Below are 26,148 nucleotides of genomic sequence, written 5' to 3'. Positions count from 1 at the left end.
CATCAGAGATAATAATAAAAGACTGATGCAAAACCTAATTTCGGATCTTTTTTCAACGGCGGACTGGTGTGCAGTTTTATTTCTGACGGAAAAGATCTGATCCGCAATCACGACGGCTGGCACCATCTTCATGATGGCAGGCATAGTGGTGTTTTTTCATATAATTTGTTTTGAGCGATTTACCCCGGATTCTGCGTCCGGGGATTTTTTGCTTAAAAATAAATACAATTTCTTAACCTTTAACGTTATTTTTAAGTTTTGGCTTATCATTTAATTCTGTTTATGCTGTTTTATATCGATAATTTCGATAAAATAAGGCTATATGAAGTATAATAAAAACGGTTTCCTGAATTTTGTTATCTGATAATTCAGTTAAGTTTTTCAGTGTTTAACAGTCACATGGGTAGCAGTTATGAGATTATTTATTGTCAGCGGCCGCAGCGGTGCCGGTAAGTCAATAGCGCTGGGGGTTCTTGAGGATCTTGGCTTCTATTGTGTCGATAATCTGCCTATGGCGTTTCTGCCTGAACTTGTTAAACTCAGCAGTCAGGATTATTCTTCCGTGGCCGTCAGCATTGATATCAGAAATTTTTCCAAGAACACCGAGGATTATTCAAATTTCGTCGATTCGATAAAGAACGATCCAAATAATGAGGTAATCAGTATTTTCCTGGATGCAGATGACCAGATTCTGATTAAGCGATACGAGGAAACCAGACGACTTCATCCGCTTTCCAAGGGGCAGGAAAAGCTTTCTCTGGGAGAGGCGATAATCAGGGAACATGACATTCTGGATCCTATAGCGGAGCTTGCTGATGCCAGAATCGACACTTCAAACCTGAGTATCCATGATCTGTCACAGCATATTACTTCCCTTGTTCTCGGCAAAAAAGAAAAATCCCTGACCATGATTTTTGAATCCTTCGGTTTCAAAAACGGTATTGCCAAGGATGCGGATTTCGTTTTCGACACCAGATTTCTGCCTAATCCTCACTGGGTTGCAAAACTCAGACCTTTAACCGGTCTCGATCAGGAGGTTGTTGATTTCTTTGCCGATTATCCGGAAGTCCAGCTTTATATCCAGAATATCGACAGCCTGCTGAATCAGTGGCTGCCGTTTTTTGAACGTTCAAACAGAAGTTATCTGACCGTGGCAATAGGCTGCACCGGCGGTCAGCACCGCAGTGTGTATATTGCTGAAACCCTGGCCAAGTATTTCCAGAAACGTAAGAAGGAAGTTGTGGTAAAGCATCTTTCTCTTAAAAAGAACAGACGACTGTAGGAATAAAAGTCCCGGCACTGCCGGGACTTCTTTTTTGGCGGAAAGGCAGCGGTTCAGATTAAGGCCTTCCGGTAAAAACACGATTTTTTTGGCTGCAGTCCTTAACATGAGTTAACACCTTCATGGAGAGGATTCCTTAAATAAGTACGTGAATCTGATTAAAACAGAATAAAACCATAAGCTTTTTAGCTTTCTAAAGCAGTTACCATAATGCCTTTTTATGCAAATTAGAGTATAATTCACTTGGTTTTAAATTTTTCGTATTCCTTTAACAGGAATGATTTTTGAGAAAGTTTGTTTTTAAGCAAAACATATTGAATTTGTGGTCTTTTTAAATGCTAGATTCAAAATATCTTCGCGGCGAGATTGAATATGCCGCAGCCCGCCTGGCAACCCGTAATTTTAAGCTTGATGTTGATAAGTTAAACGGCCTCGAAGAACAGCGTCGTGAACTTCAGATTAAGACTCAGGACCTTCAGGCCCAGCGTAACAGCCTTTCCAAGTCAATTGGTGTGGCTATGAAGAATGGCGAAGATGTTTCAGCCATTAAGGAACAGGTTAAGCAGATTGGTGAAGAGCTCACAGAAGTTAAGGCTAAGCAGGATGCTGTTCTTGCTGAAATTAATACTTACGCTCTTACCGTTCCTAACATCCCTGACGATTCAGTTCCTGTAGGCAAGGATGAAACCGAAAACGTTGTTGTACGTGTAGTGGGTACCCCGAGAGAATTTGATTTCGAACCTAAAGATCACGTTGCACTCGGTGAAAATCTCGCTCAGCTTGATTTTGACAATGCTCGTAAGATTTCCGGTGCGCGTTTTGCTTTGATGCGCGGTCCTATTGCCCGTCTGCACAGAGCACTTGCTCAGTTCATGCTGGATATCCATACTGAAAAGCACGGCTATTCAGAATGCTACGTACCATATCTCGTGAATCACGACTCTTTATACGGTACCGGTCAGCTGCCAAAGTTTGCGGAAGACCTTTTCCATACTTCTCTTGACGGTAATGCCGACGGTGACAATGTTAACCGCAAGTTCTGTCTTATTCCTACCGCGGAAGTTCCTCTGACCAATATCGTTCGTGACACCATTCTTGATGTGAAGGATCTTCCTCTCAAGGTTACCGCTCATACTCCTTGCTTCAGATCAGAAGCAGGTTCAGCAGGCCGTGATACCCGCGGTTTAATCAGAATGCATCAGTTCGACAAGGTAGAAATGGTACAGGTGGTTCATCCGGATCATTCATGGGAAGCTCTTGAACAGCTTACCTCTGACGCTGAAGACGTACTGAAGGAATTAAAGCTTCCATATCGTGTAATGGCTCTGTCCACCGGTGATATGGGATTCAGCTCTGCCAAGACCTATGACCTTGAAGTGTGGATTCCTGCCCAGGGCTGCTACAGAGAAATTTCTTCATGCTCTAACTGTACCGATTTCCAGGCAAGAAGAATGCAGGCACGTTTCCGTGATACAGACGGTAAGACCAGACTGGTTCATACTCTTAACGGTTCAGGTCTTGCTGTTGGTCGCTGTCTGGTTGCCGTAATGGAAAACTATCAGCAGGCTGACGGTTCAATTGTTGTTCCTGAAGTTCTCAGAAAGTACATGAACGGTCTCGAAGTAATCAAGGCTAAGTAATTCTTACATTACTGAAAGTCAATAAGAAAAACCCCGTGCAGTTATTTCTGCACGGGGTTCTGCTTTTACAGTCTGTAATGGAATGATAAAAAAATCCTCATGACGGTTTTCCGTCATGAGGACTGGTACGATTCAATCCGTTACGGATTACATCACACGATCACCTGGTTTAACACCGCTGTCAGCGCTTAACAGGAATATATCCTTGTCGCCGGAGCCGGCACTGAGAATCATGCCTTCAGATACGCCGAATTTCATCTTGCGCGGAGCCAGATTGTATACAACAATTACAAAACGGCCGACAAGTTCTTCAGGATTCTGGTAGGCTGATTTGATGCCTGAGAAAATCTGACGCTTTTCACCGTTGCCTAAATCAAGTTCGAAACGGAGAAGCTTCTTTGATTCAGGAACGGCTTCGCATGCTAGTACCTTGGCGGCACGCATGTCAACCTTGGCGAATTCGTCAATGGTAATCTGTGCAGGAGCTTCATCGTCATCCTTCTTTGCCTGCTTCTTTTCTGCCTTAGGAGCCTGTTCTGCCTTGATATCTTCCTTGGAATCTTCAATCATCTGAGCAACGGTCTTGCTGTCGATTCTGGTGAACAGAGCCTTGAACGGTTTGATTTCAGAGCCGGTCAGTGGAGTTTCGATGCTGTCCCATGATAAATCGGTTGCCAGGAAGTCGGCGCTCTTTTCGGTTAATTCAGGAAGAATAGGTGAGAGGTAGGTAATCAGAATTCTGTACATGTTCAGAGACATGGTACAGATGTCCAGAAGTTCCTTCTGCTTGCTTTCATCCTTGGCAATAACCCATGGAGCGTTGTCGTCAACATACTTGTTGGCAAGGTCAGCCAGAGACATGATTTCACGGATGGCGTGGCTGTATTCTCTGTTCAGGTAGGCATCACGAACTGAATTCTTGATGGCTGTGAATTTAGCCAGAAATTCAGGATCAGCAATTGTATCTGCCAGTCTGCCGTTGAACTTCTTGGTTACGAAACCTGCGGTTCTGGAAGCAAGGTTTACAATCTTGTTAACGATATCTGAGTTAACCTTGGCTACGAAGTCTTCAAGGTTGAAGTCAAGGTCGTCAATCTTGCCGTTCATCTTAGAGGCATAGTAGTATCTCAGACATTCCGCATTGAAGTGCTTGAGATATGTTGAAGCCTTGATGAAGGTACCTTTTGACTTACTCATCTTTGCTCCGTTTACGGTTACGTAACCGTGAACAAAAATCTTGCTTGGTGACTTGTAACCGCAGCCTTCCATTGTGGCCGGCCAGAACAGTGAGTGGAAGTAGAGAATGTCCTTACCGATGAAGTGAACGATTTCAGTGTCATTCTTCTTGTCGATAATGTCGTAAACGCTGATACCCTGCTTGTCGAGAAGGTTCTTGAGAGAGGCAAGATATCCTACAGGAGCGTCAAGCCATACATAGAAATACTTGTCATCGGTACCCGGAATCTTAAATCCGAAATATGGCGCATCACGGCTGATGTCCCATTCCTGCAGTCCCTGTTCGAACCATTCCTGAAGCTTATTGCTCATTTCAGCCTGAAGAACGCCGCTCTTGGTCCAGGTCTTCAGAAATTCTTCGAACTGAGGAAGATCGAAGAAGTAATGTTCGGATTCCCTGAGAACAGGCTTGGCACCTGAAATGGTTGAATAGGCATCCTTTAATTCTGTAGGTGAATAGGTTGCACCGCATACTTCGCAGTTGTCGCCGTACTGGTCTGCTGCTCCGCACTTAGGACAGGTTCCTTTTACGAATCTGTCCGGAAGGAACATGTTCTTTTCAGGATCGAACAGCTGGGAAATGGTACGGGTCTTGATATATCCCTTTTCCTTAAGCTTGTTGAACATGCTGCAGCAGATTTCCTGATTTTCAGGAGAGTTGGTGCGGTAGTAGTTATCGTAGGTGATGTTGAAGCCGGCAAAGTCAGCGTGATGTTCCTTTTCCACTTCAGCGATCATTGCTTCGGGAGTTATGCCCATTTTCTGTGCCTTGAGCATGATTGGACTTCCGTGCTGGTCATCTGCACAGACAAAATATACCTTACGGCCGAGCATTCGCTGGAAACGAACGTAAATATCAGCCTGAATGTGTTCGAGAATGTGACCTAAATGAATAGAGCCGTTTGCATACGGCAGGGCACATGTTACAAATAGTGGTTTTTCTGTAGAAGTCATGAATAAATAACCCCGAAAATAGTCAATTATTAAATAAACGTGCGTATTCTATCACATTTTTGATGTATTCTCAGCTCTGATAAGGTGAGAAAACGTTTGCAGAAAGATGTGGTCTGCACTTTGGTTTTATCAGACAGACAAAGCATGACCGGACAGTCATGCTTTGTCTGATGTTCAGAAAAATATTATGTAATCAGCAGGATGGATTTTTAAAAGAAATCCGAAATGTTGCTGTGGCTCAGAGTGTCGATGAGACTAGGTTCTTCATTCTCAAAGAATAAGGTCATGTCTTTCTGTTCAGACTGATGAAAAATGCCTCTTCTGTCGAATTCATCAATGATCATTTTTATCTGATAAGTATTGAAAGTGAATGCGGTTGAGAATCCTTGTGAGCCGAAATCAGCAGAAATTCCGTCTGAAAATAATTCGCTGACCTCATATTTGCCAAGAAAAGGCGTCCAGTAAGAACGGAGCGGTTTCCAGAATTGAGGAATAAGATCTTCTTCCTTGGTAACAAAACTGATAATTAATTTGTTGGAATAGCCGAGTCCTTCATAACGTTTTTTTCCGTAACGTGAAGTACTTATATACATAGGGCGGACATGAACAGCCTGTCCTATTTCTCTGATATTTTCATAAGGCAGAAAAATGGTGCCGGTACGATTGCTCAGAAGCACATGTTTATTGCCGAAGATTATCAGTGAGTTGTGAGCGGCGATGTATTTACCGGAATTCATCAGTTTTTCTATATCATCAAGGGTAAAACTTTTTGAAAAATGCTGTTTGTTTTTCCATTGCTTGTATGGAACGGTAGTGACAAAACCTATCATATTGAGAGACGCATAGTATATTATTGCCGGCAGGCCCAGTATTAGAGCGAGACGGCAGTACCATTCAGGATATTCTGAAAACATGGAACCGAAAAGGCCGGTCATTGTCAGGTAAGTCACGACTATGAGTGTCAGTAATGCGGCTCCGGTCAGATTGGAAAAGGCATATTTATAGAAGCTTTTTACACGGTTTGTTATTCTGGAACCTGCTGTATCCGTGAGCTGATGAGTATTTTTGTATTCCCTGTATGCATTCTGCCACCCGGTACTGCGGTAATAATCTCCATTGTTCATGGATTCCACTGTCTGATGTACTTTCTCATCATGTGCTTTTACTCGCTTTTTATCCCATAAACTGATAATCAGATAAAGGACTGCGAAGCTTATTAAGAAAATCAAAAAAGAAGGTACAACTGAATCGGAATAAAAGTATGCAATGACGCTTAACAGTATGGATATGCCTGCTATTCCAAGCAGGATGAGAGTGTATATTAGCTGAGGGATCATATGTGTAATTACCATGAATCTTAATCAATCATTCCGTACATAGTATCATTTTATGAATGATTGTGAAACTGATGGATATGAGATGAAAAGACTTACATCATGCAGAATGAACATCTACGCGTAAAGTAGCGTTTCACTGTTATCTCAGATTTAGTAAAAAAGGAACAGCAGGCTGTTCCTTTTCAGAAATCAGGAAAAAAAATTTCCGGTATTTTATTTACTTAATCAGATTGGAAGCAACAAAGTCCCAGTCAATATAGTCAAAGAATTCAAGAACATAGTCCTTGCGACGGTTCTGGTAATCCAGATAGTAGGCATGTTCCCATACGTCTATGCAGAGAAGAACGCTCATGCCGTCGGTAAGCGGGGTGGCGGCATTGCCGGTGTTTACAATTGAGAGCTTGCGGCTTACCGGATTCTGAACCAGCCATGTCCATCCGGAACCGAAATTGCCGATGGCATTCTTTGTGAACTGTTCCTTGAAGTTGGCCAGTGAGCCGAAATTGTCATTGATTGCTTCGGCAAGAGCGGATGGTATCTGCACTGCCTTGCCTTTAGGACACAGACAGTTGAAATAGAATTCATGGTTGAATGCCTGAGCCGCATTGTTGAAGATTGGTCCGATGGATGTCTGAACGATTTCCTTGAGAGACTTGTCCGCAAAATCAGTGTCCTGAATCAGGGTGTTTGCGGTATTGATGTAATTCTGGAAATGCTTGTTGTAGTGGAAATCCATGGTTCTGGCGGAAATGAACGGTTCCAATTCATCCAGTTCATATTTGAGTTTAGGTAAAAATAGACTCATAACAACTCCTTGTACTGCAAAAGTACTTACGTTAGTGGGGTTAGTGGACTGTTTATTGGAATCAAAATAATTTTATGCAGCTGACAAAATCATTGAAATCCATAATCTGATTATAGGTCATCTGATTTATAAAAACTCACTTTATATTTTTTTTATTTTGAAAATGAGAAATTTACATTTTTTAATACAAAAATAATAAACATTTAGTAATATTGTGTTTGATATCTGTTAAAATGCTGTTTCAATATTTACGATATTGCAGTATGCAGTATCGTTTATGCCGGATGTATGGCGTGTTTTATGGGCTGTAATTTGTTTTTATGTAGATGAAGTTAGCATAATGACTGTAAAAAAGTGCAGAGAAATACCGCTGTCCCCGGCTTTGTTATAAAATTCGGTTAGGCTGTGGTGTTCTGAGCCGCAGTAATGTCTGATAGTCGGCCTGCACAGTAAAAATGGAATGAATAATGAAACTTATAAAAGATTTTTTTCTGAAGATTTGGTTTCCTCATACAAGAGTTCTCTGGGGACTGCTTTTTTTAGGCTTTATTTTTTATGAAGCATGCGGTCTGTATTTTCAGTATTATCTGAAACTCAATCCGTGTATTGAGTGTGTGTATGAAAGAGCCTGCTTCATGTTTTTCGGCATAGCCGCCATTATCGGTGTTACCATTCCGAGATTTATGCCGGTAAGACTTCTTTCAAGTGTGATCTGGCTTGTTTCATCAGTGTGGGGACTGGTGATATCCATTGAACACCGCGGATATGAAATAGATTATCAGAAGTCTCTTCTTGATCCGTTTGCTTCAACAACCACCTGCGGTTTTCATGCAAACTTCCCGTCATATATGAAACTTGATGAATGGATTCCTTCAGTTTTTGCTCCTACCGGAGTATGCGGTGATGCCGCCTGGGATTTTGCAGGTCTGACCATGGTTCAGTGGATTATCATTATTTTCGTGTGCAACACTGCTGTTGCCGGACTGGTTACCCTGCTTTCATTTATCCCTCACAGAACTTATCTGAGAATAAGAGGATAGTTCCGGTAATCAGGACTATACTTAAGTGTGAACCTTTAGAGAACACCGTTACCGGTTATAGGATTGGTAACGGTGTTCTTCTGTGTACTTCCCGAATGCGGACTGCAGAATCCGAATCTTTACAGCATAATCCGGCACACTTCGCAAAAAGGTGAATTACAGCAGGCAGATTCAGTTGCAAGTCAGATGATTAAATATATACTTAAAGCATAATTCTTAAAGTGATATTTCAGGAGGAAAACATGGAACAGAGACTGATTGACGCGGTTTGTAAAACTCACAATCTTGCGTGCGGAATTTTCGGCAACATAAGTGATGATCTCGGAGCCCTTAATATACCGGAACTGTCACCGCTGGTCAGAATGGCTTATGCGTATGCCAGAAGATTTGCTGCTGCCGGACTGTATGTTCAGGGGGTGTTTTCTCATGAGCAGTATATGTATATCTGTACTGTTTTCTTTTCTTATCAGGTAACTACCGCAAAGGATGCCTGTCTTCGTCCCGGCGAGGATGTTCCGTTCCAGGAAGAAGCTTTAAAACAGGCTGCTGAACTTCTGATAACCTATGATCATCGTTTTAATATCTCCTTTATAAAATTTTTCGGTACCGCACTTTATAATCAGGGAACCTCATTTCCTGTTCTTCCGAACGGCAGTTCATATGAAATGGCTGTGAACGTAATTGAAAGACAGATTGCTGCATATGTAAATTCATCATTAAGCAATAATCTGCAGGTGGCCGTAACACCCCCTCCGCATGTGACCAGAAATTCATCGTCAGGTTTTTATGCCGGAAACACAGTCCGTGTGGACAAAATAGGTTATCTGGTAATGGCGTTCTTAGTTGGCAGCTTTGGTGTGCACAAGTTCTATGCCGGGCAGGTTGGGTACGGAATTATCTATCTGCTGATGTGTCTTACGAGTTTTCTGGTTATTCCCGGACTGATTCTTATGGTCTGCGTATGGTGGGAAATAATTGAGGCATTGCTGGCTAAAACTGATGAAAAAGGACGAATAACGCTTAAAGCCGGTTTTATAAATACCAGAGCGTGATTTTTAAAAGACTCTGGCAACTGTTTCTGAAAACTTAATAAATAGAATTTTTGTTCATAGTGAAAAAGTGATTCTGTATTTTTATGTAAAAATATATAAATATGTGAACAATGTTACAAATAAAGATGCAGTATAAGCAAATATAAATGTTTATAGATAACGATAAATATATACTTGAATCGCAATTGTTAATAAAATATTAAAAAGGTGAAATTATGACTGATTCAGCAAATGTTCAAACAGTTACCGTAGATAAACTGGTTTATATTCTTTTAGCTTTCTTCCTTGGAGCTTTGGGTGTACATAAGTTCTATGCAGGCCAGATCGGTATGGGTATTATTTACCTCGTTATGTGTTTAGCAAGTTTTCTGGTTATTCCGGGACTTGTTCTGCTTGTCTGCGTATGGTGGGAAATCATTGTGGCTGCGATGGCAAATGCTGATGAAAACGGCCGTATTACTCTTAAGGCCGGTTTTGTAAACACCAAGGCTTAAAATCAGGGAATTATTAGTTATTTTCTGATTAAAACTTCAGCAGAATCGAGCTTCGCATGATTTTGCTGAAGTTTTTTTTGATTTGTGTGCTGATTTTCATCATACTGTGTTCTGATGTCTGCAGTGAAGAAAGATTTTTTACCGAGAGGTTGTTATGCGTGTAGAAATAAAATCAAGTGAGATAATGTACAATTTCAACACAGATTATGATTTTCAGGATGACAGTTATGCATTCATTCTGATGCCGGCTTCAGGAAAAAGGGCGCTGCAGATTTATCTTTCTTTCAGCAGAGCAGTCATGTCTGCTGTTCACATGGATATTGATCCGTCCGGTATGAGAATAAATCATGACATCCGGCCCATATCAACCAGACTGAGTGCGGAGGAAGTGAATGATCCTGCAAAGCTCAGTCAGCTGGTCAGGGATATTGCTGAACACGCAGGTATATCTTTTTCATCACTTCATTCGTACATAACCTCAAATCTTGATGAATTCATGCGGCAGCTGGTTCATGAGGCTCAGGAGCGTCAGCTCGGAATTAGATACAGAAACAGTTTGAACGGTACTAACGGAACGGGAATCTATAACTGGTCTGAAGTTGTAAGAGTTCAGAAACTTCCGTATATCCTGTTTGCATTTTTCCTTGGAGCTTTTGGTGTACATAAGTTCTATGCAGGCCAGATCGGTATGGGTATTGTTTACCTCGTTATGTGTTTAGCAAGTTTTCTGGTTATTCCGGCACTTGTTCTGCTTGTCTGCCTATGGTGGGAAATCATTGTGGCCATGATGCAGAATTCTGACCGGGATGGTTACATCGTTCTTAAAAAAGGTTTTATTCTGACAGCTCCTTAAAAGTACCGGAACTGCGGTAATATCTGACAATCTGCGTGAAAGAACTCTCTGGAACATAAAATTCGGAATGTCCGGGGAGTTTTTTAATGACATGTCCGTAACAATGGATATTATTTAAGGAACTGCGGAAGTCTGCTGAAAAAGGTCTGCAGATCGTCGGTTTCCCTGCGAATATACTCAGCCTGTTCCGTTGGAGATTTCTTCAGAAAGAGACTGTTGCAGGTGTACTGATGAGGAAGACTGATATTGATATCACAGCGAAGTTCCCTGATGTAGAACGGTATGGATATGTGTCCGTAATCCTTGTTCACGGGAATTCCCGCATCAACGGTCAGATGTTCAGGCCATTGCGTGAATACGGCATTAGGGGATACGTCGAATGACCAGAATCCCAGATTGGTAAAAAGTCCGAATTTTGAAAGCATGAGAGGAACTTCATTTTCAACCAGAGGAAGATGAAGCGTCTTCAGGTAGATATTGAAATCCTTGCCACCGACGATGGGAATGAATTCGTCAAACTTACCTGATTCCTTAATGAATAAATTCAGATGGTGTTCTCTGATGTAGGGAATAAATTTTTCTTCAAACAGACGGAAACCGCCGGTGAGCTTGTTTACACATACAAGTTCCCTGTTGCATGCGCTGTTCCAGCGGGAATCAAGAGATTCTGCGTTTACCAGAGGTCTGAGAGCTTCCTTCAGATCCCTGAGATCCGCGTCATCCCATCCCGGTACTGTCAGAATGTCATTGAGATCGTTGTTGCAGCACAGATAGTAGCTGTCAAGCAGCGTCTGCGCCTGACGGGGCAGGTATTTCACCTCTGCGGATGAGAGACAGATGTCGTAAAGCTTGCAGAGCAGGGATGCGGCCAGGTATTCTCCCCATGATGAATACATCTTGATGATTCTTTCACCGCATATTTTAAGCAGGTCGTCGTATTCTGCCTGGTTGATGATTCCTATGCTGAAAGCACTGTCCACAAGATCCAGCTGTTTGGTCAGATTACTGAGAACAATCCCCGTGTCAGCCGCGATATCAAGTATGGTGGAGAATTTGTCACAGAAGGTGTTCATCCAGTTGAGCCGTCTTTCATCGCAGATGATTTTGGATACGGAATACTTCAGTGCCAGATGCGGGTCATGTCCGCATTCTTCATAGTAATCACCGAGGTTCGGATTGATTTCCAGTCCGTCAATAAAGTTTTCCATTGAGGTGGAGTCATTTTTGAGACTTAAACCGGAAATGGAATTCGGATGTGTCTTGTTGTAGTGATGGAAAAACTTGAAAGCTCCGATTTTCCATGCGTCAGTATCTCTTATGGAAATCAGATAATTTTTAAGTGACGTGTAATTACTTACCTTGTCCTGTCTTAACAGACGTTCGGTGTACGCCAGAACCTCCGACTGACAGGTCTGAGTGGCCCAGTACAGCTCTGGTGCGGAAAAAGGAACGTAATGAACTTCATTAAGATGATTAATAAATCTCAGGTTAAGATAAGGATTAAAGATCATTGGCGGTAAGTCTGCTCCTTATGGATACGTCAGGCTTCATAAAAAAGGAAGACTGATTATTACACATACAATCGACTGGTTGATATTTTAACAAAAAAAACAGATTTATACTGATTTTTTCATGCAACAGCAGTAAGTAAATTTGGATCTGAAGTGCAATTAACAGGAAACGAACCGGTAAAAATGTTCTCTGCCGTCATCTGGTAATTCTGTATACAAGAGGAATGTTCACCATGAGATCCATGCCTGTAATGCCTGTATCAAATCCTATTAATTTTTCCCCTAGGCTTATCATTGCCTTGTCAAGTATTGGAGAATTACTGCTCTTTGCAAGTTTTGATGCCACAACAATTCCTTTTCTGTTGATAGTTACGGTCAGAAGCCCCCGGCCTTCAATACCTCTTTTTACCGCCTGGTAGGGATAGGTGTGAAGCTGTCTGGCTCTATTGACAAGAATGCCGTAGGCTTTGTTGTAGTGATTTGCCTCAGCTGTATTTTTCGCTGTTCCCGAGGTTGAAGATGATGAGGCTCCGGAATCGGATGCTTCGATGCTTTTTCCTTTTTCCCCGGAAGTTCCGGTACTGCTGCCGGTCTGATTATTTATTTTTGCGGGGGAGGTTGAATTATGTTCAGCTGCGGATTTGTCAGAGGCTGTTTTTTTACTGACGGATTCCTGTCTGCGTGTTTTTTGCTGATGACGTGTTTTTTTAGTTGCAGTTCTGTTCTCCGTTTCCGTTTTTTTTACGGCTGCCGCCTTGTCGCTTACGTCTGCCGTATGCTTTTCGGCTGAGGTATGATTCGGAGTACTTTCCTTTACCGTTTCGGATGCCGGCGGTTCGCTGTGTATGTCTGAGCCTGAGACGGCATTGGGATTTACGGACCTGCCGCTTCCTCCGTTTAAGGATATTATTTCCGTAATAATCAGTCCGGAGGGATCTCCGGTATTCATTTCAGAATGATTCAGGTGATTCAGCAGGAGGGCGATTACCGCAACCGTCAGAATGACAGTTCCGGAAAAAGCTGTAATGACTGATTGAAAAACCGTTCTGTTTGTCATCTGCCTGACTGCTCTCCGTCGTTTACGGTGGTGATGATTATTCTGCCGTTTCGATGTGTTTTGGCAAGGTCGATTATTCTGATGACTTTTTCAAAAGGAGTGTTGCGATCAGTATACAGATTGATTTCCCTGTCAGGATTTTCAAGAATGGCCTGTTCCAGTTCCTCAATGGTACACGGGGATCTGTCAAGCATCAGATTTCCGTTTTCATCAAAACCGGTTATCAGGTATTCACTGTCGGTTATAGAGGATGCATGTTCTGATTTCGGCAGTTCCGCTTTTATTCCGGTGGTAATGAAGCTTGTGGTCAGGACAAAGAAAATGATAAGCATGAAGATAACATCGATTAACGGGGTCAGATCGATGTTGAAATCCTCTTTGTCTGAATCGTACAGAAAATTACTCATTCCGGAAAAATCCTTTATTACTGTCTGACGTCAGCCGGTTCATCATGAAAATCCAGACCGTTGAGTCTGTCGGCGGTCTCCGCTTTCAGTTCCGGTCTGTTGTCGAGGTCATCCATATTGAGACTGAGTTTATTCAGAATGGATCCGCTGATTGTTCTGACCCACAGGTTAATAAGATGAAAGGCAATAAGTGCCGGAATGGCTATTACAAGTCCCATTACTGTGGTAATAAGTGCTTCGGATATGCCTTTCGACAGAAGAGCAGGGTTTACTCCTGTATTGAGTGACAGAGCGTCAAAGACTTCAAGCATACCGAGAACCGTTCCCAGAAGTCCGCATAACGGAGATATTACGGCAATAACCTTAAGGCAGGTCAGGGCGCTGAATAGACCTTTTAATCTGATGTTGAAAAGAAATCCCGTTTCCTGACGGATGTTTTCGGCGGAAACTTCCTTTCTGTTCAGCAGACGTTTAAGAGTAAGTACGGATATGTAGCAGAATTCATTTCCGTCAATCCACTTTTTCAGATCTTCAGGAAGTGAACGCAGACTGGAGGAAGATTTTATGAAGGCTCTGAATTTCATCAGAGACAGAAAAACATAACTGAAACTGTACAGTGCCAGAAACGCGGCCACGACTGCCATAACAATCAGAACCAGTCCCACCGGGCCGGTAACGGTATAAATTTCACTAAACATCAGAAATTTCAAATATCAGAACAGGTCATAAATTACGTAAAACTGTTTTTATTATACACCATAAGGCATCCGAAAATCGCTTTTTTATGGATAAAGAAAGAGGTATCGTGACCTGTCACGATACCTCTCTGTTTTCATTGTTTACTGAACCTTAACTGTACGGGCAGTAATATTACTTGCCTGTGCAGACCTGTTCAACTTCGTTCAGTAATCCCATGTCGATATAGATATCGGTCATGTACGGTAAGAGATACCAGGTACATAAGAAGCCGACAATGGAAAGAACAATGGTATATGGAATCGCCATAATGAACATTCTGCCGTATGAAAGTCTGATTAACGGTGCGATTGCAGAGGTTAACAGGAAGAGGAATGCAGCCTGTCCGTTAGGAGTTGCAACTGAAGGAAGATTGGTGCCTGAGTTGATGGCGATGGCCAGCATGTCAAACTGTTCTCTGTCTAAAGAGCAGTTCTGGAGGGCATTGTTAATCTGAGTTACGTACACTGAAGCCACGAACACGTTGTCAGATACTGCGGAGAGCACACCGTTTGCCACATAGAAGAGAGGAAGCTGAGCAGCCTTGTCCACTGAAAGCACCCAGTGGATGATAGGGTCAAACAGATCAAGATGAGTGATTACCGCAACGATGGACAGGAATACACACAGCAATGAAGTGAACGGCAGACTTTCGGTGAATGCCTTGCCGATTTCTGATTCACTGTTAACACCGGTGAAAGTGGTGGCAAGAATAATAACTGAAAGACCGATTAAACCTACAGGAGCCAGATGCAGAGCCAGACCTACGATTAACCAGATTGCCACAAGAACCTGACAGATGAGGGATATCTTCTGACCGGTGGTCTGATTGCTGCGTCTCTTCTGGTAGTTCTGTTCGAGAATTGTATAAACCTGTTCAGGGAGAGGTTCACCAAAGCCGATGATCTTGAATTTTTCCACAAAGATACAGGTCAGAATACCGCAGATGAATACAGGAACTGATATAGGAGATACACGGAGGGCAAATTCAACGAAATGCCATCCTGCAGTATCACCGATAATAAGATTCTGAGGCTCACCGACTATGGTAAAGATACCGCCGAGCGCGGTACCGACAGCGGAGTGCATCAGCAGTGAACGAAGGAATGCTCTGAATTTGTCCAGAACAACACGATCTTCGCCTGAAACCTTGGAGTTATCGCTTAACTGAGTCTTTTCAGGAGTGATTACACGGTGATAAATGGTGTAGAAACCGGTGCACACGGTAATGATTACCGCAAGAACGGTAAGTGCATCAAGGAATGCTGAGAGGAAGCTTGCGAGTACACAGAAAATAACCGAAAGGGTTACTTTTGACCTTACCGAAAGCAGAATCTTTGTAAATATTGCAACAAGCAGTTCTCGTATGAAGTGAATGCCTGCCACCATGAACATCAGTAAGAGGATAACTTCCAGATTGTGATATATTTCGGCCTTTACTTCTTCCACTGTAGTCATGCCGATGGCAATGGCTTCGATGGCCAGCAGACCGCCTGGAAGAAGAGGATAACACTTAAGAGCCATTGCCAGAGTGAAAATGAACTCGGCAACCAGACACCAGCCGGCTACTGTGGCTGAAGCGCTGTATATGAAAGGATTGGCTATTAAGAAAAACAGGATAAGGTGCTTATACCATGTCGGCGCATCACCAAGAAAATTAGATTTGAGAGCTGTTAGCGGCGATACATTGCCAGGAGCAGCTTTCACGTTACTGTTCATATAAGATTAAATCCTCAAAATAAAAAACATAAAAAACAAAAAAATAGAAATCCGTGCCTATTATACATTTTTTTGTGAATTACGTTAAAAGATTGTAAAAAAAATAAAGAAATCATTTTGTGTGACAGTTGACGGTTAAATAAGCATTAGGGCCGTCGGAACAAGTCATTAACGGCTTGCGGAACTGAAAAAAATAAACTCTTTTTATAATAGCGTTTTGAGATCTAAAGTGATAAAATGCTCGCGTTTTTTATGTGGCTGCGTTAAATTCTGCGGCCGTAAGTTAAATTTAATCAATCGATCGGTATAGTTTGTATGAATTTATTTTCATTTAGTGAAATCTCGATCATCACTATAATGATTGCTTTATCCTCAGTGATAGGTATTTTACTCGGGGCAATAAAGTATAAAGGTGTTGGTCTGGGTATCGGCGGGGTTCTCTTCGGCGGTATTTTTATGGGATGGCTTGCTCAGGAGCTCGGATGGATTCCTAATTTCTCCGGAGATTCTTTTAAAACTATTTTAGATAACGGCGGTGACGTCGTTAAAAATGCAGAGGCTGTAGGAAAGGTACATACTTTCAAGGAAATTCTCCACTACGTTAAGGAATTCGGCCTTATCTTATTCGTATATACTATCGGTATACAGGTTGGTCCTGGCTTCTTTGCTTCTTTAAAGGGGGCCGGTCTCAAGCTTATCGGTTATGCCGTTCTCATTGTATTCCTCGGTGCAGCAATCGCCCTCAGCTTCAATGTTTTCTTTGACATGAATCTTGATTCAACCATCGGTATTTATGCCGGTGCTGTTACCAATACCCCCGCTCTCGGTGCCGGTCAGGCCATGATTAAGGATCTGGTGGATGGTATGGCAGCAGGCGCTGTTCCTGCAGGTTTTGACGCAAACAACGTAGCTTCTGCCTATGCTGTTGCATATCCTTTCGGTATCTGCGGTATCATCATTACCATGCTGCTCATCAGATTCTTCTTCAAAGTTAACATCAATGCTGAAGGTGAAAAGTATGAACTTCAGAAGAAGAGCAACAGAAAGGATCTGGATACTCAGAACGTTTCTGTAAACAATTCTGAATTATTCGGTCTCAAGATTTCTGATATCAGCGTTCTTAAAGGCAACAAGGTTATCTGCTCCCGTTTAAAGAGAGGTGATATCTTAATGGTTCCTAAGGCTGATACCGTTGTTTACGCAGGTGATATTCTTCACCTCGTAGGTAATGATGCCGATCTTAACGCAGCCTGCGGCTTCATCGGTGAACCGGTTCAGGTTTCATTAACCACCAAGGGTACCGAACTTTCAGTTCGCAAGATTGTTGTTACCAATGAAAAGATTCTCGGTAAGACTCTTGATTCTCTTGAAATCAAATCAAAGTTCGATGTTGCAGTGTCACGTTTAATCCGTACCGGTATGGAATTCATTCCTCATAAAGGTACCACACTGCATTTCGGTGACCAGTTAAATCTCGTTGGTCGCAAGGAATCAATCGACGCGGTTGCCAATATCGTCGGTGACAGCACCGTAGCCATGCAGAAGGTTCACATGTTACCGGTATTTATCGGTCTGTTCCTCGGTATGATGCTTGGTTCCGTAGCAATCCCTGTTCCCGGTCTCCCTGCTGCCCTCAAGTTAGGTCTTGCCGGCGGTCCTCTGGTTGTGGCTATTCTTCTTTCACGTTTCGGTCACAATATTACCTTTGGTAAGATGCACTGGTTCATGCCTGCATCAGGTAACAGTGCATTAAGAGAAATCGGTATTGTTCTGTTCCTTGCCATCGTTGGTTTCAATTCAGGTGCAAGCGGATTCGTGGATACTCTGGTTCACGGTGATGGTCTTACCTGGATGGGCTATGGCGTGTTCGTAACCTTTATTCCTATCTTCATCTGCGGTATCCTTGCTTACAGGGTATCAAAGATTAACTATCTCTCAGTATGCGGTGCCATGGCAGGTTCTATGACAGATCCTCCAGCTCTGGCTTTCGCAAACGGTATGTACAAGAACTCAGAAGCAAGTTCTTTAGGTTATGCAACCGTATATCCGTTTACCATGTTCCTGCGTATTCTTACTCCGCAGCTCATGATTGTAATTGCTTACGCATTGATGTCTAAGTAATTCGAATAGACTGAAGATATAAACGGCAGAGGTTATCCTCTGCCTTTTTTATTGTTATCCCTGCCGGACCGACGGATTCGGCACATTTACTGGATGAAACGGAAATATAAATGCATAAACCAGGTCTGGATAAATACGCCATATGGGCGGTAAGACTTATAAAGAGCGGGCTCAGAATCATCATAACGGAACCGGGATACTGGTTTCAGTCTCTCGTTATGGCCGTTTTGTCTCTGATGTTCCTGCCTTTCTGCTGGTGGATTCTTCCCATGTTCATATCGCATAAAAGACTGATTATCGTCAGGGAGCTTTTCGGACTGTCATTGAGATTAAAATGGGTTTTTCTGTTGGAAATTCCTCTGGTTATGACTGTTTTTTCCGGATTCGTGATGCTGTATGGTTATCTGTGGAAAGATGAACTTGAGGCGGAACTCAACGGAATTCAGACCGTAACGGGGCAGCCTGTCGGATTTTCGTGGCTGTGGTGGGGGATTCTCGGCACCGTGTATCTGATTACAGTGGTGAATGCTCTGATATTCTATATTTCAATCAAGATACCGGGACTTAAGGATTACGTTGCGGTTAAAGTATCGGCCAGACAGCTGTGTAAGGATTATATGCAGGTTGTGCTGACTGTCTTCGGTCTGGCAGCTCTTATAGTCGTATACAATGCCCATCTGCCTCAGATTATGTCTTTTCTGCAGAAGTTTATTACTGCTCATATAACGGATGTGAACGGCAGCGGAATATTCAGACGTGATGACGTTTTTTGGATTGTAGGTGGAGTCTACTACACCGGGGTGGCGGTATATACTCTGAGAGTTCTGTCCAGATATCTGTTTCTGCGTCTGCTTAAGAATCTGCAGAACAGAGTCATAAAGTTGACGTAGTACGGAGAGCGGATGACTTTTTACTGATATTTTCAAAGAATGTCACGGCACTCGGTCAGGCCGCAAAAAAACAAGGCCTGAACTTTGGGGAAAGTAAACAAGCCTTGACTTGGAGGTTTGGTTTATTTATTGTAGTCCGTTATTATTAACGGTATGTGGTAGTTAATTTAATCAGCTTTATTGTGCGCCAGTGCAGCATAAAATCCGTAGGGCATCAGGCAACAATAGTTTTAATAGGTTCCGTTGTCATTAAATACCTGACGCAGGTCTTCAAGCTTCTCAAGCAATGCGTGAGAGAATACTTCTGAACCGGTCTTTTTATAATGGTCTACCTGATTTAAAGCGACTCTCTTTGAACCATAATATACGGACCATACTTCAGCAACCTGTCTTAAATTAGGATCCTTCTTAAGCAGGGCAAGACAGCAGGTTTCTCTGGTTGTATGAGGAATCTGAGCACTGCGTGATTCAATTCTTTTTATCAGTTCGTTAGGATTATAGCGGTTTGCGTATTCCTCGCTTGTTGTTTCCATGTTACGCAGGCCTGCTTTACCATAATTTCCTGACATGATACTAGATATGGTATTCAATAGTCCCATGAGCCATCACCATTGATTCTTGAATGAGTTAAGTTAATATGTAAGTTTGAGTTTATTTATAATTCATAAGTCACTGATTTCTGTCTGCACTTTTAATTATGACGGCAGTCTTGTTATTTAAATATGTTCTCTTCGTCAGTAACTGGAGGTATTCTAGTTAATTTGTTGTTTTAAATGTAGAATACGTGTTAAAAATTTACGCAAAATCACAAAATATTGTGTTTGGTGTATGATTATATGTGATATTGCTCTCGTTCTGTGTATAGAAATTTATAAATATGTTGAAAATCTAAAAATTAGACGTGATGAAAAATTAAACATCTGTTTAGCTAAAAAACTGCAAATAGGTTAACAAAAATGTCGGACGGCGTTTTTTGGGAGAATAATGAAAAAGGCAGGACACAAATATGTCACTTATTGTGTGTTACGGCATAAAATCTTTCTTCTGTTTCCGCAGGAGAGGGACTTTGTATGATTTTTTATGCTTTTTTTGATAAACTCAAGATACTTTGAAACTGTCAGAATGCTGAATTTGTTTCAGTCAGGATTATCGGTAAACATAAAATACATGCAAGGTTTGATATGGCTTCTGAGATGACTGCATTGCTTGAGAAAGGCTCTGAAGATGATTCACTTCACTTTGAAGATTTTGTACTGAATGGTAAAGGTACCGTCAGAGTACCGGCAACAGAGGCGGGAAAATGGAAAAGGGTCGTTTTACGGAGTATTCTGACAAAGCAGTACTGGATAATATCCGGTGTTATTCAGGCCGTGTTTATCGTATATCTCTTCTTTCCTTTCCTTTTCCCTTTTTTAACCAATATCATGACCGCCGTTTCCGTTATGTATATCATATCCGAAAAGTATATCCGTAAAAACACGTCATCCGAGATGTTTTCCGCTTTGGGAAAAAGCTTTCTGGACACATTTATCCTTTCTCTGATTGATACTCTTATTCTGTGCTGTTTCTTCCTGGTGATAACCTTAATCTTTGTTGTGGGACATGTTACCGATTTTTACGATCTGGTAATCAGGTTCTATCAGTCCGGAGAGCAGAACGGTATTCAGCCTCAGGACGCTTGCGTATGGGGTGTCAGACTGGTTGGTTTTTCAGTAGGCTGTTTTTTTGGATTTTTCTATTATTTCATTAAGGCTTTTACAATGCCTTTGATAGTTCTCGGCAACGTGCCTGTTTTCAGAGCCATGTTCATGAGTATTTCTGCCGTAAGAAAGAATTTTATTCATCTTCTGCCCGGAATAGTGCTGTATTCAATGACTTTCAGTCTGCTTATGCTGGTTGCTGTGAACTTCATGTTTATGGTTTTTACCGGCGGAATAATGCTTTATCTGACCGTGATTATGAACCTGATTACAGGTATTCTGAATGACAATATCGTGTCATCGTTACTTGCTCTGCTTGTCATACTGGCCATACCGATTATTACACTGATTGTAATCTCCGTATGGCCCGGATTGTATCATGTCGGACAGGCTGAATCAGCCATGGATATTTTCTGGTCTCATATCAAGACCAAAAAAGCGGCTGATGATAACGTCAGAGATGCCGAGTTTGAATGATGTAAGCTACAGACAAATGCCTTTCGCCGTGCATGTATGCGGATGTGATATTCAGGTAATTCAGTGAATTACAGCATTTTACCTGTTGTTGTAATTGTTTCTGATTAATGCTTTGACGCTTATTCCATTTATGTCGGTTAAAAACAGATACTTAAGACTGATAAGCGGTAATATCATCAATGTCATAATGTTTTTCCTTTTATTTATTTCTCTGTTGTAAACAGCAGCTTCCGGCATTTTTTTTTGAAAAATCAGTTTTCTGCTTTACCTGCTGCATGCTTTTCTGAAGAATATTGACTCAGATAATTTGAACCGTATCAGATTATCTATAAAATATTTTTATAACACAATATAATTAAATAGAAATTGCCTATAACAAAACGCAAATATATAATTATCACATTCCTTGAGGAACAGACCTGAAAGGACTTCTGCTTAAGGAATGTTGTTTTCTGAAATTGCTATTTCATTCTGAAGAAAAGGAATTCCGGAAAGAGGAATGGTTGACACAGGTTAATGTTTCTTTTTTCGGCTTCCTCTGAAGAATTTTTTACTTATAACTACTTAAGGTTTTCAGACCATAAGAAAGGAGATACACAATATGTTAAACACCATCATCGGTTATCCTCGCATCGGCGGTAAGCGTGAACTCAAGTTCGCACTTGAAAAATATTTCAAGCATGAAATTCCTGCCGAAGAACTCAAGTCAGTTGCAGCTCAAATCCGCAAGCAGCATTACGGCTACTTCGCAGAACAGAATATTGATCTGGTTCCATGCGGAGATTTCTCTTTCTATGATAACCTCCTTGATACCGCATTACAGTTCGGCATTATTCCTGAACGCTATGTGAAGTCTGGTCTTAACGATCTTGATACCTATTTTGCTATGGCCCGCGGTGTACAGACCGATAGCGTGGATCTGAAAGCCTTACCTATGAAGAAGTGGTTCAATACAAACTACCACTACATCGAACCTGAATTCGACGGTAAGAACGTTGTTAAGTTCAATCCTGTATTTCTTTCAGGTCTGATTGACGAAGCAAACGAATTAAAGCTTAACTACAAGGTTGCCCAGACAGGTCCTTTCACTCTGCTCAAGCTTGTTAAGTACGTTGCCGGCACTTCTGTTAATGATCTCAGGGATGCTCTTGTTAGCGAATATGTTGAATTCCTTGATTTCTGCCGTTCAAAGAATGCATCTTTCGTATCATTCGCTGAACCTTCACTGGTTAAGGATTTAACCGCTGAAGACAAACAGCTTTTTGTTGAAATCTATCGCAAGCTTCTTTCCGTAAAGGGTAATCTCAAGATTGGTCTTGATACCTATTTCGGTGATATCAGAGATATCTACAATGAAGTAACCTCATTAGGCTTTGATGCCATTTCCCTGGACTTCAGAGAAGGCAGAAAGACCTTTGATCTTATCAGAGCAAACGGCTTCCCTAAGGATACCGTTCTGGTTGCAGGTCTCATCAACGGTAAGAATATCTGGCGCAGCAATTACGATACCGTAATCAAGGCTCTTGATGAACTCAAGTCTTTAGGTATCAACTGTGCTTTAGGCTGCAGCTGTTCATTACTCCATGTACCTGAAAGCACTGAATTTGAAACCAAGCTTTCAGCCAAGATTCTCAGCTATCTTTCTTTCGCAAGACAGAAGCTTGCCGAACTCAATGAAATCAAGGTAATTGTAAACGGCGATGCCGGTGCCGACAAGTTTCTTGCCGACAACAGAGCATTGTTCAGTGTTAAGCGTGTTGAAGATGATGCGGCTCTTGATGCCAAGATTGCTTCACTCACCGAAGCTGATTTCACCAGATTACCTGAAAGAACCGAACGTCTCAGCATTCAGCATGATGTTCTCGGTCTTCCACTGTTCCCGACCACTACCATCGGTTCATTCCCTCAGACTGCTCAGATCAGAGCTTTAAGACGTGATTTCAAGAACGGTGCCATCACCAGACAGGCATATGAAGACGGTATTGCCGCTCTGACTGTAGACTGTCTCAGACTGCAGGAAGAACTCGGTCTTGACGTTCTGGTTCATGGTGAATTCGAACGTAACGACATGGTTGAATACTTCGGTGAAAAGCTTGACGGTTACATCTTCACTCAGAACGGGTGGGTTCAGTCATACGGCAGCCGTTGCGTTAAGCCTCCTGTAATCTGGGGTAACGTAACCCGTAAGGAAGCCATGACCGTTAAGATGAGTGCATTTGCCAACAGCAAGTCTGACAAGGATGTAAAGGGTATGCTTACCGGTCCGGTAACCATTTTCAACTGGTCATTCCCTCGTGAAGATCTTCCTGTTAAGACTTCAATTCAGCAGCTTGCTCTTGCATTAAGAGATGAAGTACTGGATCTTGAAAAGGCCGGCATCAGAATCATCCAGATTGATGAAGCTGCCTTGAAGGAAAAATTACCGCTCCGTCGCAGTGACTGGGAAAGTGAATATCTTGATTTTGCTATTCCTGCTTTCAGACTTGTTCACAGCGGTGTTAAGCCTGAAACTCAGATTCACACTCATATGTGCTACAGTGAATTCAATGAAATCATTCCTTGGATTGACGCAATGGATGCTGACGTAATCACCTTCGAAGCTTCACGTTCAGACTTCGCCGTACTCGATGCATTGAAGGCCAATAACTTCAAGACTGAAGTAGGTCCAGGTGTTTACGATATTCATTCACCACGCGTTCCTTCAGTTGACGAAATCGTGAATGCATTAAAGCTCATTGTTTCAAGAGAAGACTACCACAAGGTATGGGTAAACCCAGACTGCGGTCTCAAGACCAGAGGTAACGAAGAAACCAAGAAGAGTCTGCAGAACCTTGTTGAAGCAGCTAAGATTTTAAGAAGTCAGTATAACTAATTTCTACAATCTTGCCTGAAACAGACAACAGGCTGTTTTGATTGCCGGACAGAATTTTGCTTAATATTGCAAAGTCTGTCCGGTTTTTTTATCAGTATTAAAAAAATACGTGAGCCTGAAAAATGATTGTGCTATCCTGGATAAATAAAAATTGAAAGAACATTTATTATCTGTACGGGGTGGATTATGCTTGAGGACGGACTCTATGAACAGCTTGTAAATCAGTTGCTTAAGGAAAAGATAAATGACGGTTCAAAAATAGTTGATACAAGAGAGCTGAGTGAAGAGGATGCCTCAAGAACCTTATCAAGATACGTTGCTGAAGTTGTAGAGCTCGGGATGAATTCCTGTAATAACGTTTCGTCCAAAATTCAGATGGCAAATAATCTGATTGAGAATCTTCAGTTACAGACAAATGAAAATTCCCTGAGCAGTTTCGCCATTCCTCTGGAAAAAATCAATGACAAGGGAACGGTCGGTGCTCTGGAACTGTTGTCCGTATCCGGACGTGAGAACAATGTCAGAACAGTTAATGACAACGTAAAACCTGTCAGACCTCAGACATCTCTGGTTGAATCAAGCCTGTTCACCGGCTCTGAAAAGGAACCTTCGATGTTTGCCGAACTACAGAAGGAGATTTTAACGGCTGACAGAATTGACATGCTGGTGTCATTTATCCGCTGTGCGGGAATACGTCTGATCTATGACCAGCTGAAGCTCTTTACCGGCAGAGGCGGAAAGTTAAGAATAATCACCACTTCGTACATGGGAGTTACGGAAGCCGCCGCTGTGGAAAAGCTAGCCGAACTGCCTAATACGGAAATTAAAATATGCTATGAAACAAAGCATGTCGGACTTCATGCCAAAGCCTATGTATTCTGTCGTAATACGGGTTTTTCCACCGCGTACATAGGTTCATCCAATCTTTCTCAAAAGGCTATTTCCTATGGTCTGGAATGGAATCTGAAAATTACTAGAAAAGAACTTCCAGAAACGTTTGACAAGGTAGAGGAAACCTTTGACATATACTGGAATTCTTCAGATTTTGAGATTTTTTCTCTCGATGGAAAGTCACGTCTTATTCAGGCTCTTAAACAGGAAAAACAGAGAGGATGCAGCATATCGAAAGGGGGTTGCTACCTTTTTGAGGTAAGACCTTATAATTATCAGCAGGAAATTCTGGATAAACTGCAGGCTGAAAGAGAAGTCAGAAATAATTATCACAATCTGGTGGTGGCTGCCACCGGTACCGGCAAGACTGTAATTTCAGCGTTCGATTACCGTAATTTCTGGAAGAATAACCATAACGGCAGGGTGGATGATTATCCTAAACTGCTTTTTGTTGCTCACCGAAAGGAAATTCTGGTTCAGAGTCTGGAAACGTTCAGAGCCGTGCTCAGAGATGCAAATTTCGGAGAGCTCATGGTTGATTCATTTATTCCGGAAAAGTTTGAACATCTGTTTGTTTCAATCCAGAGTCTGAACTCCAAAAGTCTGACTGAAAAACTGTCACCGGACTACTACGACTTTATTATTGTCGATGAATTCCATCATGCCGCCGCTCCTTCATATCAGAAGCTTCTTTCTTATTTCACTCCTAAAATTCTTCTCGGGCTGACAGCTACACCTGAACGTATGGACGGAGAGGATATTCTAAGATATTTTAATTATCGTGTTGCCGCGGATATCAGACTTCCCGAAGCCATAGAAAAAGGGCTGCTCTGTCCTTTCCAGTATTTCGGTGTCAGTGATACTGTTGATCTCAGTGAAATCAGGTGGACAGCGGGAGGATACGACAAAAAAGAACTGTCCAATGTATATTCACTCAATACTGCTGTAGCGGAAAGAAGAGCAGATTCCGTGATAATGAATCTCAATAAATATGCCATGGACTTGAGCACGGTAAGGGGACTGGGATTCTGTGTATCCGTTGAACATGCTAGATTTATGAGTGATTTCTTCAACA

General features: G+C 42.0%; 20 protein-coding genes. 11 read left to right on the top strand and 9 right to left on the bottom strand.

Features of this window, described 5'->3' with window-relative positions; translation table 11 throughout:
• The first annotated feature begins 412 nt into the window (after nucleotides 1-412).
• On the top strand, nucleotides 413-1,282 hold the full coding sequence (gene rapZ / locus T489_RS0105770) for an RNase adapter RapZ (RefSeq protein ID WP_031579109.1): 870 nt from the start codon (nucleotides 413-415) through the stop codon (nucleotides 1,280-1,282).
• A gap of 335 nt (nucleotides 1,283-1,617) precedes the next feature.
• Complete coding sequence (gene serS, locus T489_RS0105765; RefSeq protein WP_031579108.1) at nucleotides 1,618-2,922, top strand: serine--tRNA ligase; 1,305 nt, start codon at nucleotides 1,618-1,620, stop codon at nucleotides 2,920-2,922.
• A gap of 147 nt (nucleotides 2,923-3,069) precedes the next feature.
• On the opposite strand, the gene metG is transcribed toward serS, so the two are convergent.
• The 3 genes from metG to T489_RS0105750 form a co-directional block, all read right to left on the bottom strand.
• Entirely contained in the window at nucleotides 3,070-5,139 is a 2,070-nt protein-coding gene (metG, locus tag T489_RS0105760; RefSeq protein WP_255326975.1) for a methionine--tRNA ligase, read from the bottom strand.
• A 182-nt stretch (nucleotides 5,140-5,321) separates the two neighbouring features.
• Complete coding sequence (locus tag T489_RS0105755; protein WP_031579106.1) at nucleotides 5,322-6,449, bottom strand: hypothetical protein; 1,128 nt, start codon at nucleotides 6,447-6,449, stop codon at nucleotides 5,322-5,324.
• Between the two features lie 217 nt (nucleotides 6,450-6,666).
• A complete protein-coding gene (locus T489_RS0105750; RefSeq protein ID WP_031579105.1) occupies nucleotides 6,667-7,254 on the bottom strand; it encodes a superoxide dismutase in 588 nt (195 codons plus the stop codon).
• A gap of 467 nt (nucleotides 7,255-7,721) precedes the next feature.
• Here T489_RS0105750 and T489_RS0105745 point away from each other — a divergent pair, with 467 nt between their 5' ends.
• The 4 genes from T489_RS0105745 to T489_RS15155 all read left to right on the top strand — a co-directional run bounded on the left by T489_RS0105745 (nucleotide 7,722) and on the right by T489_RS15155 (nucleotide 10,693).
• On the top strand, nucleotides 7,722-8,294 hold the full coding sequence (locus T489_RS0105745) for a disulfide bond formation protein B (protein WP_051621831.1): 573 nt from the start codon (nucleotides 7,722-7,724) through the stop codon (nucleotides 8,292-8,294).
• Between the two features lie 242 nt (nucleotides 8,295-8,536).
• A complete protein-coding gene (locus T489_RS15160) occupies nucleotides 8,537-9,346 on the top strand; it encodes a TM2 domain-containing protein (protein ID WP_051621830.1) in 810 nt (269 codons plus the stop codon).
• Nucleotides 9,347-9,561: 215 nt separating this feature from the next.
• Nucleotides 9,562-9,840, top strand: a complete 279-nt coding sequence (locus T489_RS0105735) for a TM2 domain-containing protein (protein WP_031579101.1) — start codon at nucleotides 9,562-9,564, stop codon at nucleotides 9,838-9,840.
• A gap of 154 nt (nucleotides 9,841-9,994) precedes the next feature.
• The gene (locus T489_RS15155; RefSeq protein ID WP_051621829.1) at nucleotides 9,995-10,693 is read left to right on the top strand and encodes a TM2 domain-containing protein; all 699 of its coding nucleotides are present in this window, start codon (nucleotides 9,995-9,997) and stop codon (nucleotides 10,691-10,693) included.
• 110 nt (nucleotides 10,694-10,803) lie between these two features.
• Here the strand turns inward: T489_RS15155 and T489_RS0105725 are convergent, their stop codons facing one another.
• The 5 genes from T489_RS0105725 to nhaB all read right to left on the bottom strand — a co-directional run bounded on the left by T489_RS0105725 (nucleotide 10,804) and on the right by nhaB (nucleotide 16,122).
• The gene (locus tag T489_RS0105725; RefSeq protein WP_031579099.1) at nucleotides 10,804-12,204 is read right to left on the bottom strand and encodes a hypothetical protein; all 1,401 of its coding nucleotides are present in this window, start codon (nucleotides 12,202-12,204) and stop codon (nucleotides 10,804-10,806) included.
• A 196-nt stretch (nucleotides 12,205-12,400) separates the two neighbouring features.
• Nucleotides 12,401-13,261: a TonB family protein gene (locus T489_RS0105720; protein ID WP_031579098.1), complete on the bottom strand. Its 861-nt coding sequence runs from the start codon at nucleotides 13,259-13,261 to the stop codon at nucleotides 12,401-12,403.
• Nucleotides 13,258-13,668 carry an ExbD/TolR family protein gene (locus tag T489_RS0105715; protein ID WP_051621828.1) on the bottom strand — a complete coding sequence of 137 codons (411 nt, stop codon included), beginning with the start codon at nucleotides 13,666-13,668 and terminating at the stop codon, nucleotides 13,258-13,260. The genes T489_RS0105720 and T489_RS0105715 overlap by 4 nt, the downstream gene beginning before the upstream one ends.
• Nucleotides 13,669-13,685: 17 nt before the next feature.
• A complete protein-coding gene (locus T489_RS14170; RefSeq protein ID WP_051621827.1) occupies nucleotides 13,686-14,366 on the bottom strand; it encodes a MotA/TolQ/ExbB proton channel family protein in 681 nt (226 codons plus the stop codon).
• A 172-nt stretch (nucleotides 14,367-14,538) separates the two neighbouring features.
• Nucleotides 14,539-16,122 (bottom strand): sodium/proton antiporter NhaB, encoded by a 1,584-nt coding sequence (gene nhaB / locus T489_RS0105705; RefSeq protein ID WP_031579095.1) that lies wholly within the window; start codon nucleotides 16,120-16,122, stop codon nucleotides 14,539-14,541.
• A 315-nt stretch (nucleotides 16,123-16,437) separates the two neighbouring features.
• Here nhaB and T489_RS0105700 point away from each other — a divergent pair, with 315 nt between their 5' ends.
• Both T489_RS0105700 and T489_RS0105695 read left to right on the top strand, forming a co-directional pair.
• Nucleotides 16,438-18,243 carry a putative transporter gene (locus T489_RS0105700; RefSeq protein WP_031579094.1) on the top strand — a complete coding sequence of 602 codons (1,806 nt, stop codon included), beginning with the start codon at nucleotides 16,438-16,440 and terminating at the stop codon, nucleotides 18,241-18,243.
• A gap of 110 nt (nucleotides 18,244-18,353) precedes the next feature.
• Nucleotides 18,354-19,133 carry a hypothetical protein gene (locus T489_RS0105695; protein ID WP_031579093.1) on the top strand — a complete coding sequence of 260 codons (780 nt, stop codon included), beginning with the start codon at nucleotides 18,354-18,356 and terminating at the stop codon, nucleotides 19,131-19,133.
• Nucleotides 19,134-19,363: 230 nt separating this feature from the next.
• Here T489_RS0105695 and T489_RS0105690 read toward each other — a convergent pair whose 3' ends face one another.
• Nucleotides 19,364-19,732, bottom strand: coding sequence for a hypothetical protein (locus T489_RS0105690; protein ID WP_143066451.1), 369 nt, complete (start codon nucleotides 19,730-19,732; stop codon nucleotides 19,364-19,366).
• Nucleotides 19,733-20,314: 582 nt separating this feature from the next.
• Between T489_RS0105690 and T489_RS0105685 the strand changes: the two genes are divergently transcribed.
• From T489_RS0105685 to T489_RS0105670, 3 genes are all read left to right on the top strand, one after another.
• Entirely contained in the window at nucleotides 20,315-21,310 is a 996-nt protein-coding gene (locus tag T489_RS0105685) for a hypothetical protein (protein WP_031579091.1), read from the top strand.
• Between the two features lie 601 nt (nucleotides 21,311-21,911).
• On the top strand, nucleotides 21,912-24,182 hold the full coding sequence (metE, locus tag T489_RS0105675) for a 5-methyltetrahydropteroyltriglutamate--homocysteine S-methyltransferase (protein WP_031579090.1): 2,271 nt from the start codon (nucleotides 21,912-21,914) through the stop codon (nucleotides 24,180-24,182).
• Nucleotides 24,183-24,368: 186 nt separating this feature from the next.
• Nucleotides 24,369-26,148: DEAD/DEAH box helicase (locus T489_RS0105670; RefSeq protein ID WP_031579088.1), on the top strand; the 1,780-nt coding region annotated here is incomplete at its 3' end.

It is taken from the genome of Ruminobacter sp. RM87 (genome assembly GCF_000701925.1).
Taxonomy (GTDB): domain Bacteria; phylum Pseudomonadota; class Gammaproteobacteria; order Enterobacterales; family Succinivibrionaceae; genus Ruminobacter; species Ruminobacter amylophilus.
Note: the sequence above shows the minus strand (reverse complement) of the source record. Positions and strands in the feature narration are given on the sequence as shown.

Coding starts and splice junctions, on each gene's coding strand:
- rapZ (WP_031579109.1), top strand. CDS start 413: ATGAGATTATTTATTGTCAGCGGCCGCAGCGGTGCCGGTAAGTCAATA.
- serS (WP_031579108.1), top strand. CDS start 1,618: ATGCTAGATTCAAAATATCTTCGCGGCGAGATTGAATATGCCGCAGCC.
- T489_RS0105755 (WP_031579106.1), bottom strand. CDS start 6,449: ATGATCCCTCAGCTAATATACACTCTCATCCTGCTTGGAATAGCAGGC.
- T489_RS0105750 (WP_031579105.1), bottom strand. CDS start 7,254: ATGAGTCTATTTTTACCTAAACTCAAATATGAACTGGATGAATTGGAA.
- T489_RS0105745 (WP_051621831.1), top strand. CDS start 7,722: ATGAAACTTATAAAAGATTTTTTTCTGAAGATTTGGTTTCCTCATACA.
- T489_RS15160 (WP_051621830.1), top strand. CDS start 8,537: ATGGAACAGAGACTGATTGACGCGGTTTGTAAAACTCACAATCTTGCG.
- T489_RS0105735 (WP_031579101.1), top strand. CDS start 9,562: ATGACTGATTCAGCAAATGTTCAAACAGTTACCGTAGATAAACTGGTT.
- T489_RS15155 (WP_051621829.1), top strand. CDS start 9,995: ATGCGTGTAGAAATAAAATCAAGTGAGATAATGTACAATTTCAACACA.
- T489_RS0105725 (WP_031579099.1), bottom strand. CDS start 12,204: ATGATCTTTAATCCTTATCTTAACCTGAGATTTATTAATCATCTTAAT.
- T489_RS0105720 (WP_031579098.1), bottom strand. CDS start 13,261: ATGACAAACAGAACGGTTTTTCAATCAGTCATTACAGCTTTTTCCGGA.
- T489_RS0105715 (WP_051621828.1), bottom strand. CDS start 13,668: ATGAGTAATTTTCTGTACGATTCAGACAAAGAGGATTTCAACATCGAT.
- T489_RS14170 (WP_051621827.1), bottom strand. CDS start 14,366: ATGTTTAGTGAAATTTATACCGTTACCGGCCCGGTGGGACTGGTTCTG.
- nhaB (WP_031579095.1), bottom strand. CDS start 16,122: ATGAACAGTAACGTGAAAGCTGCTCCTGGCAATGTATCGCCGCTAACA.
- T489_RS0105700 (WP_031579094.1), top strand. CDS start 16,438: ATGAATTTATTTTCATTTAGTGAAATCTCGATCATCACTATAATGATT.
- T489_RS0105695 (WP_031579093.1), top strand. CDS start 18,354: ATGCATAAACCAGGTCTGGATAAATACGCCATATGGGCGGTAAGACTT.
- T489_RS0105690 (WP_143066451.1), bottom strand. CDS start 19,732: ATGGGACTATTGAATACCATATCTAGTATCATGTCAGGAAATTATGGT.
- T489_RS0105685 (WP_031579091.1), top strand. CDS start 20,315: ATGGCTTCTGAGATGACTGCATTGCTTGAGAAAGGCTCTGAAGATGAT.
- metE (WP_031579090.1), top strand. CDS start 21,912: ATGTTAAACACCATCATCGGTTATCCTCGCATCGGCGGTAAGCGTGAA.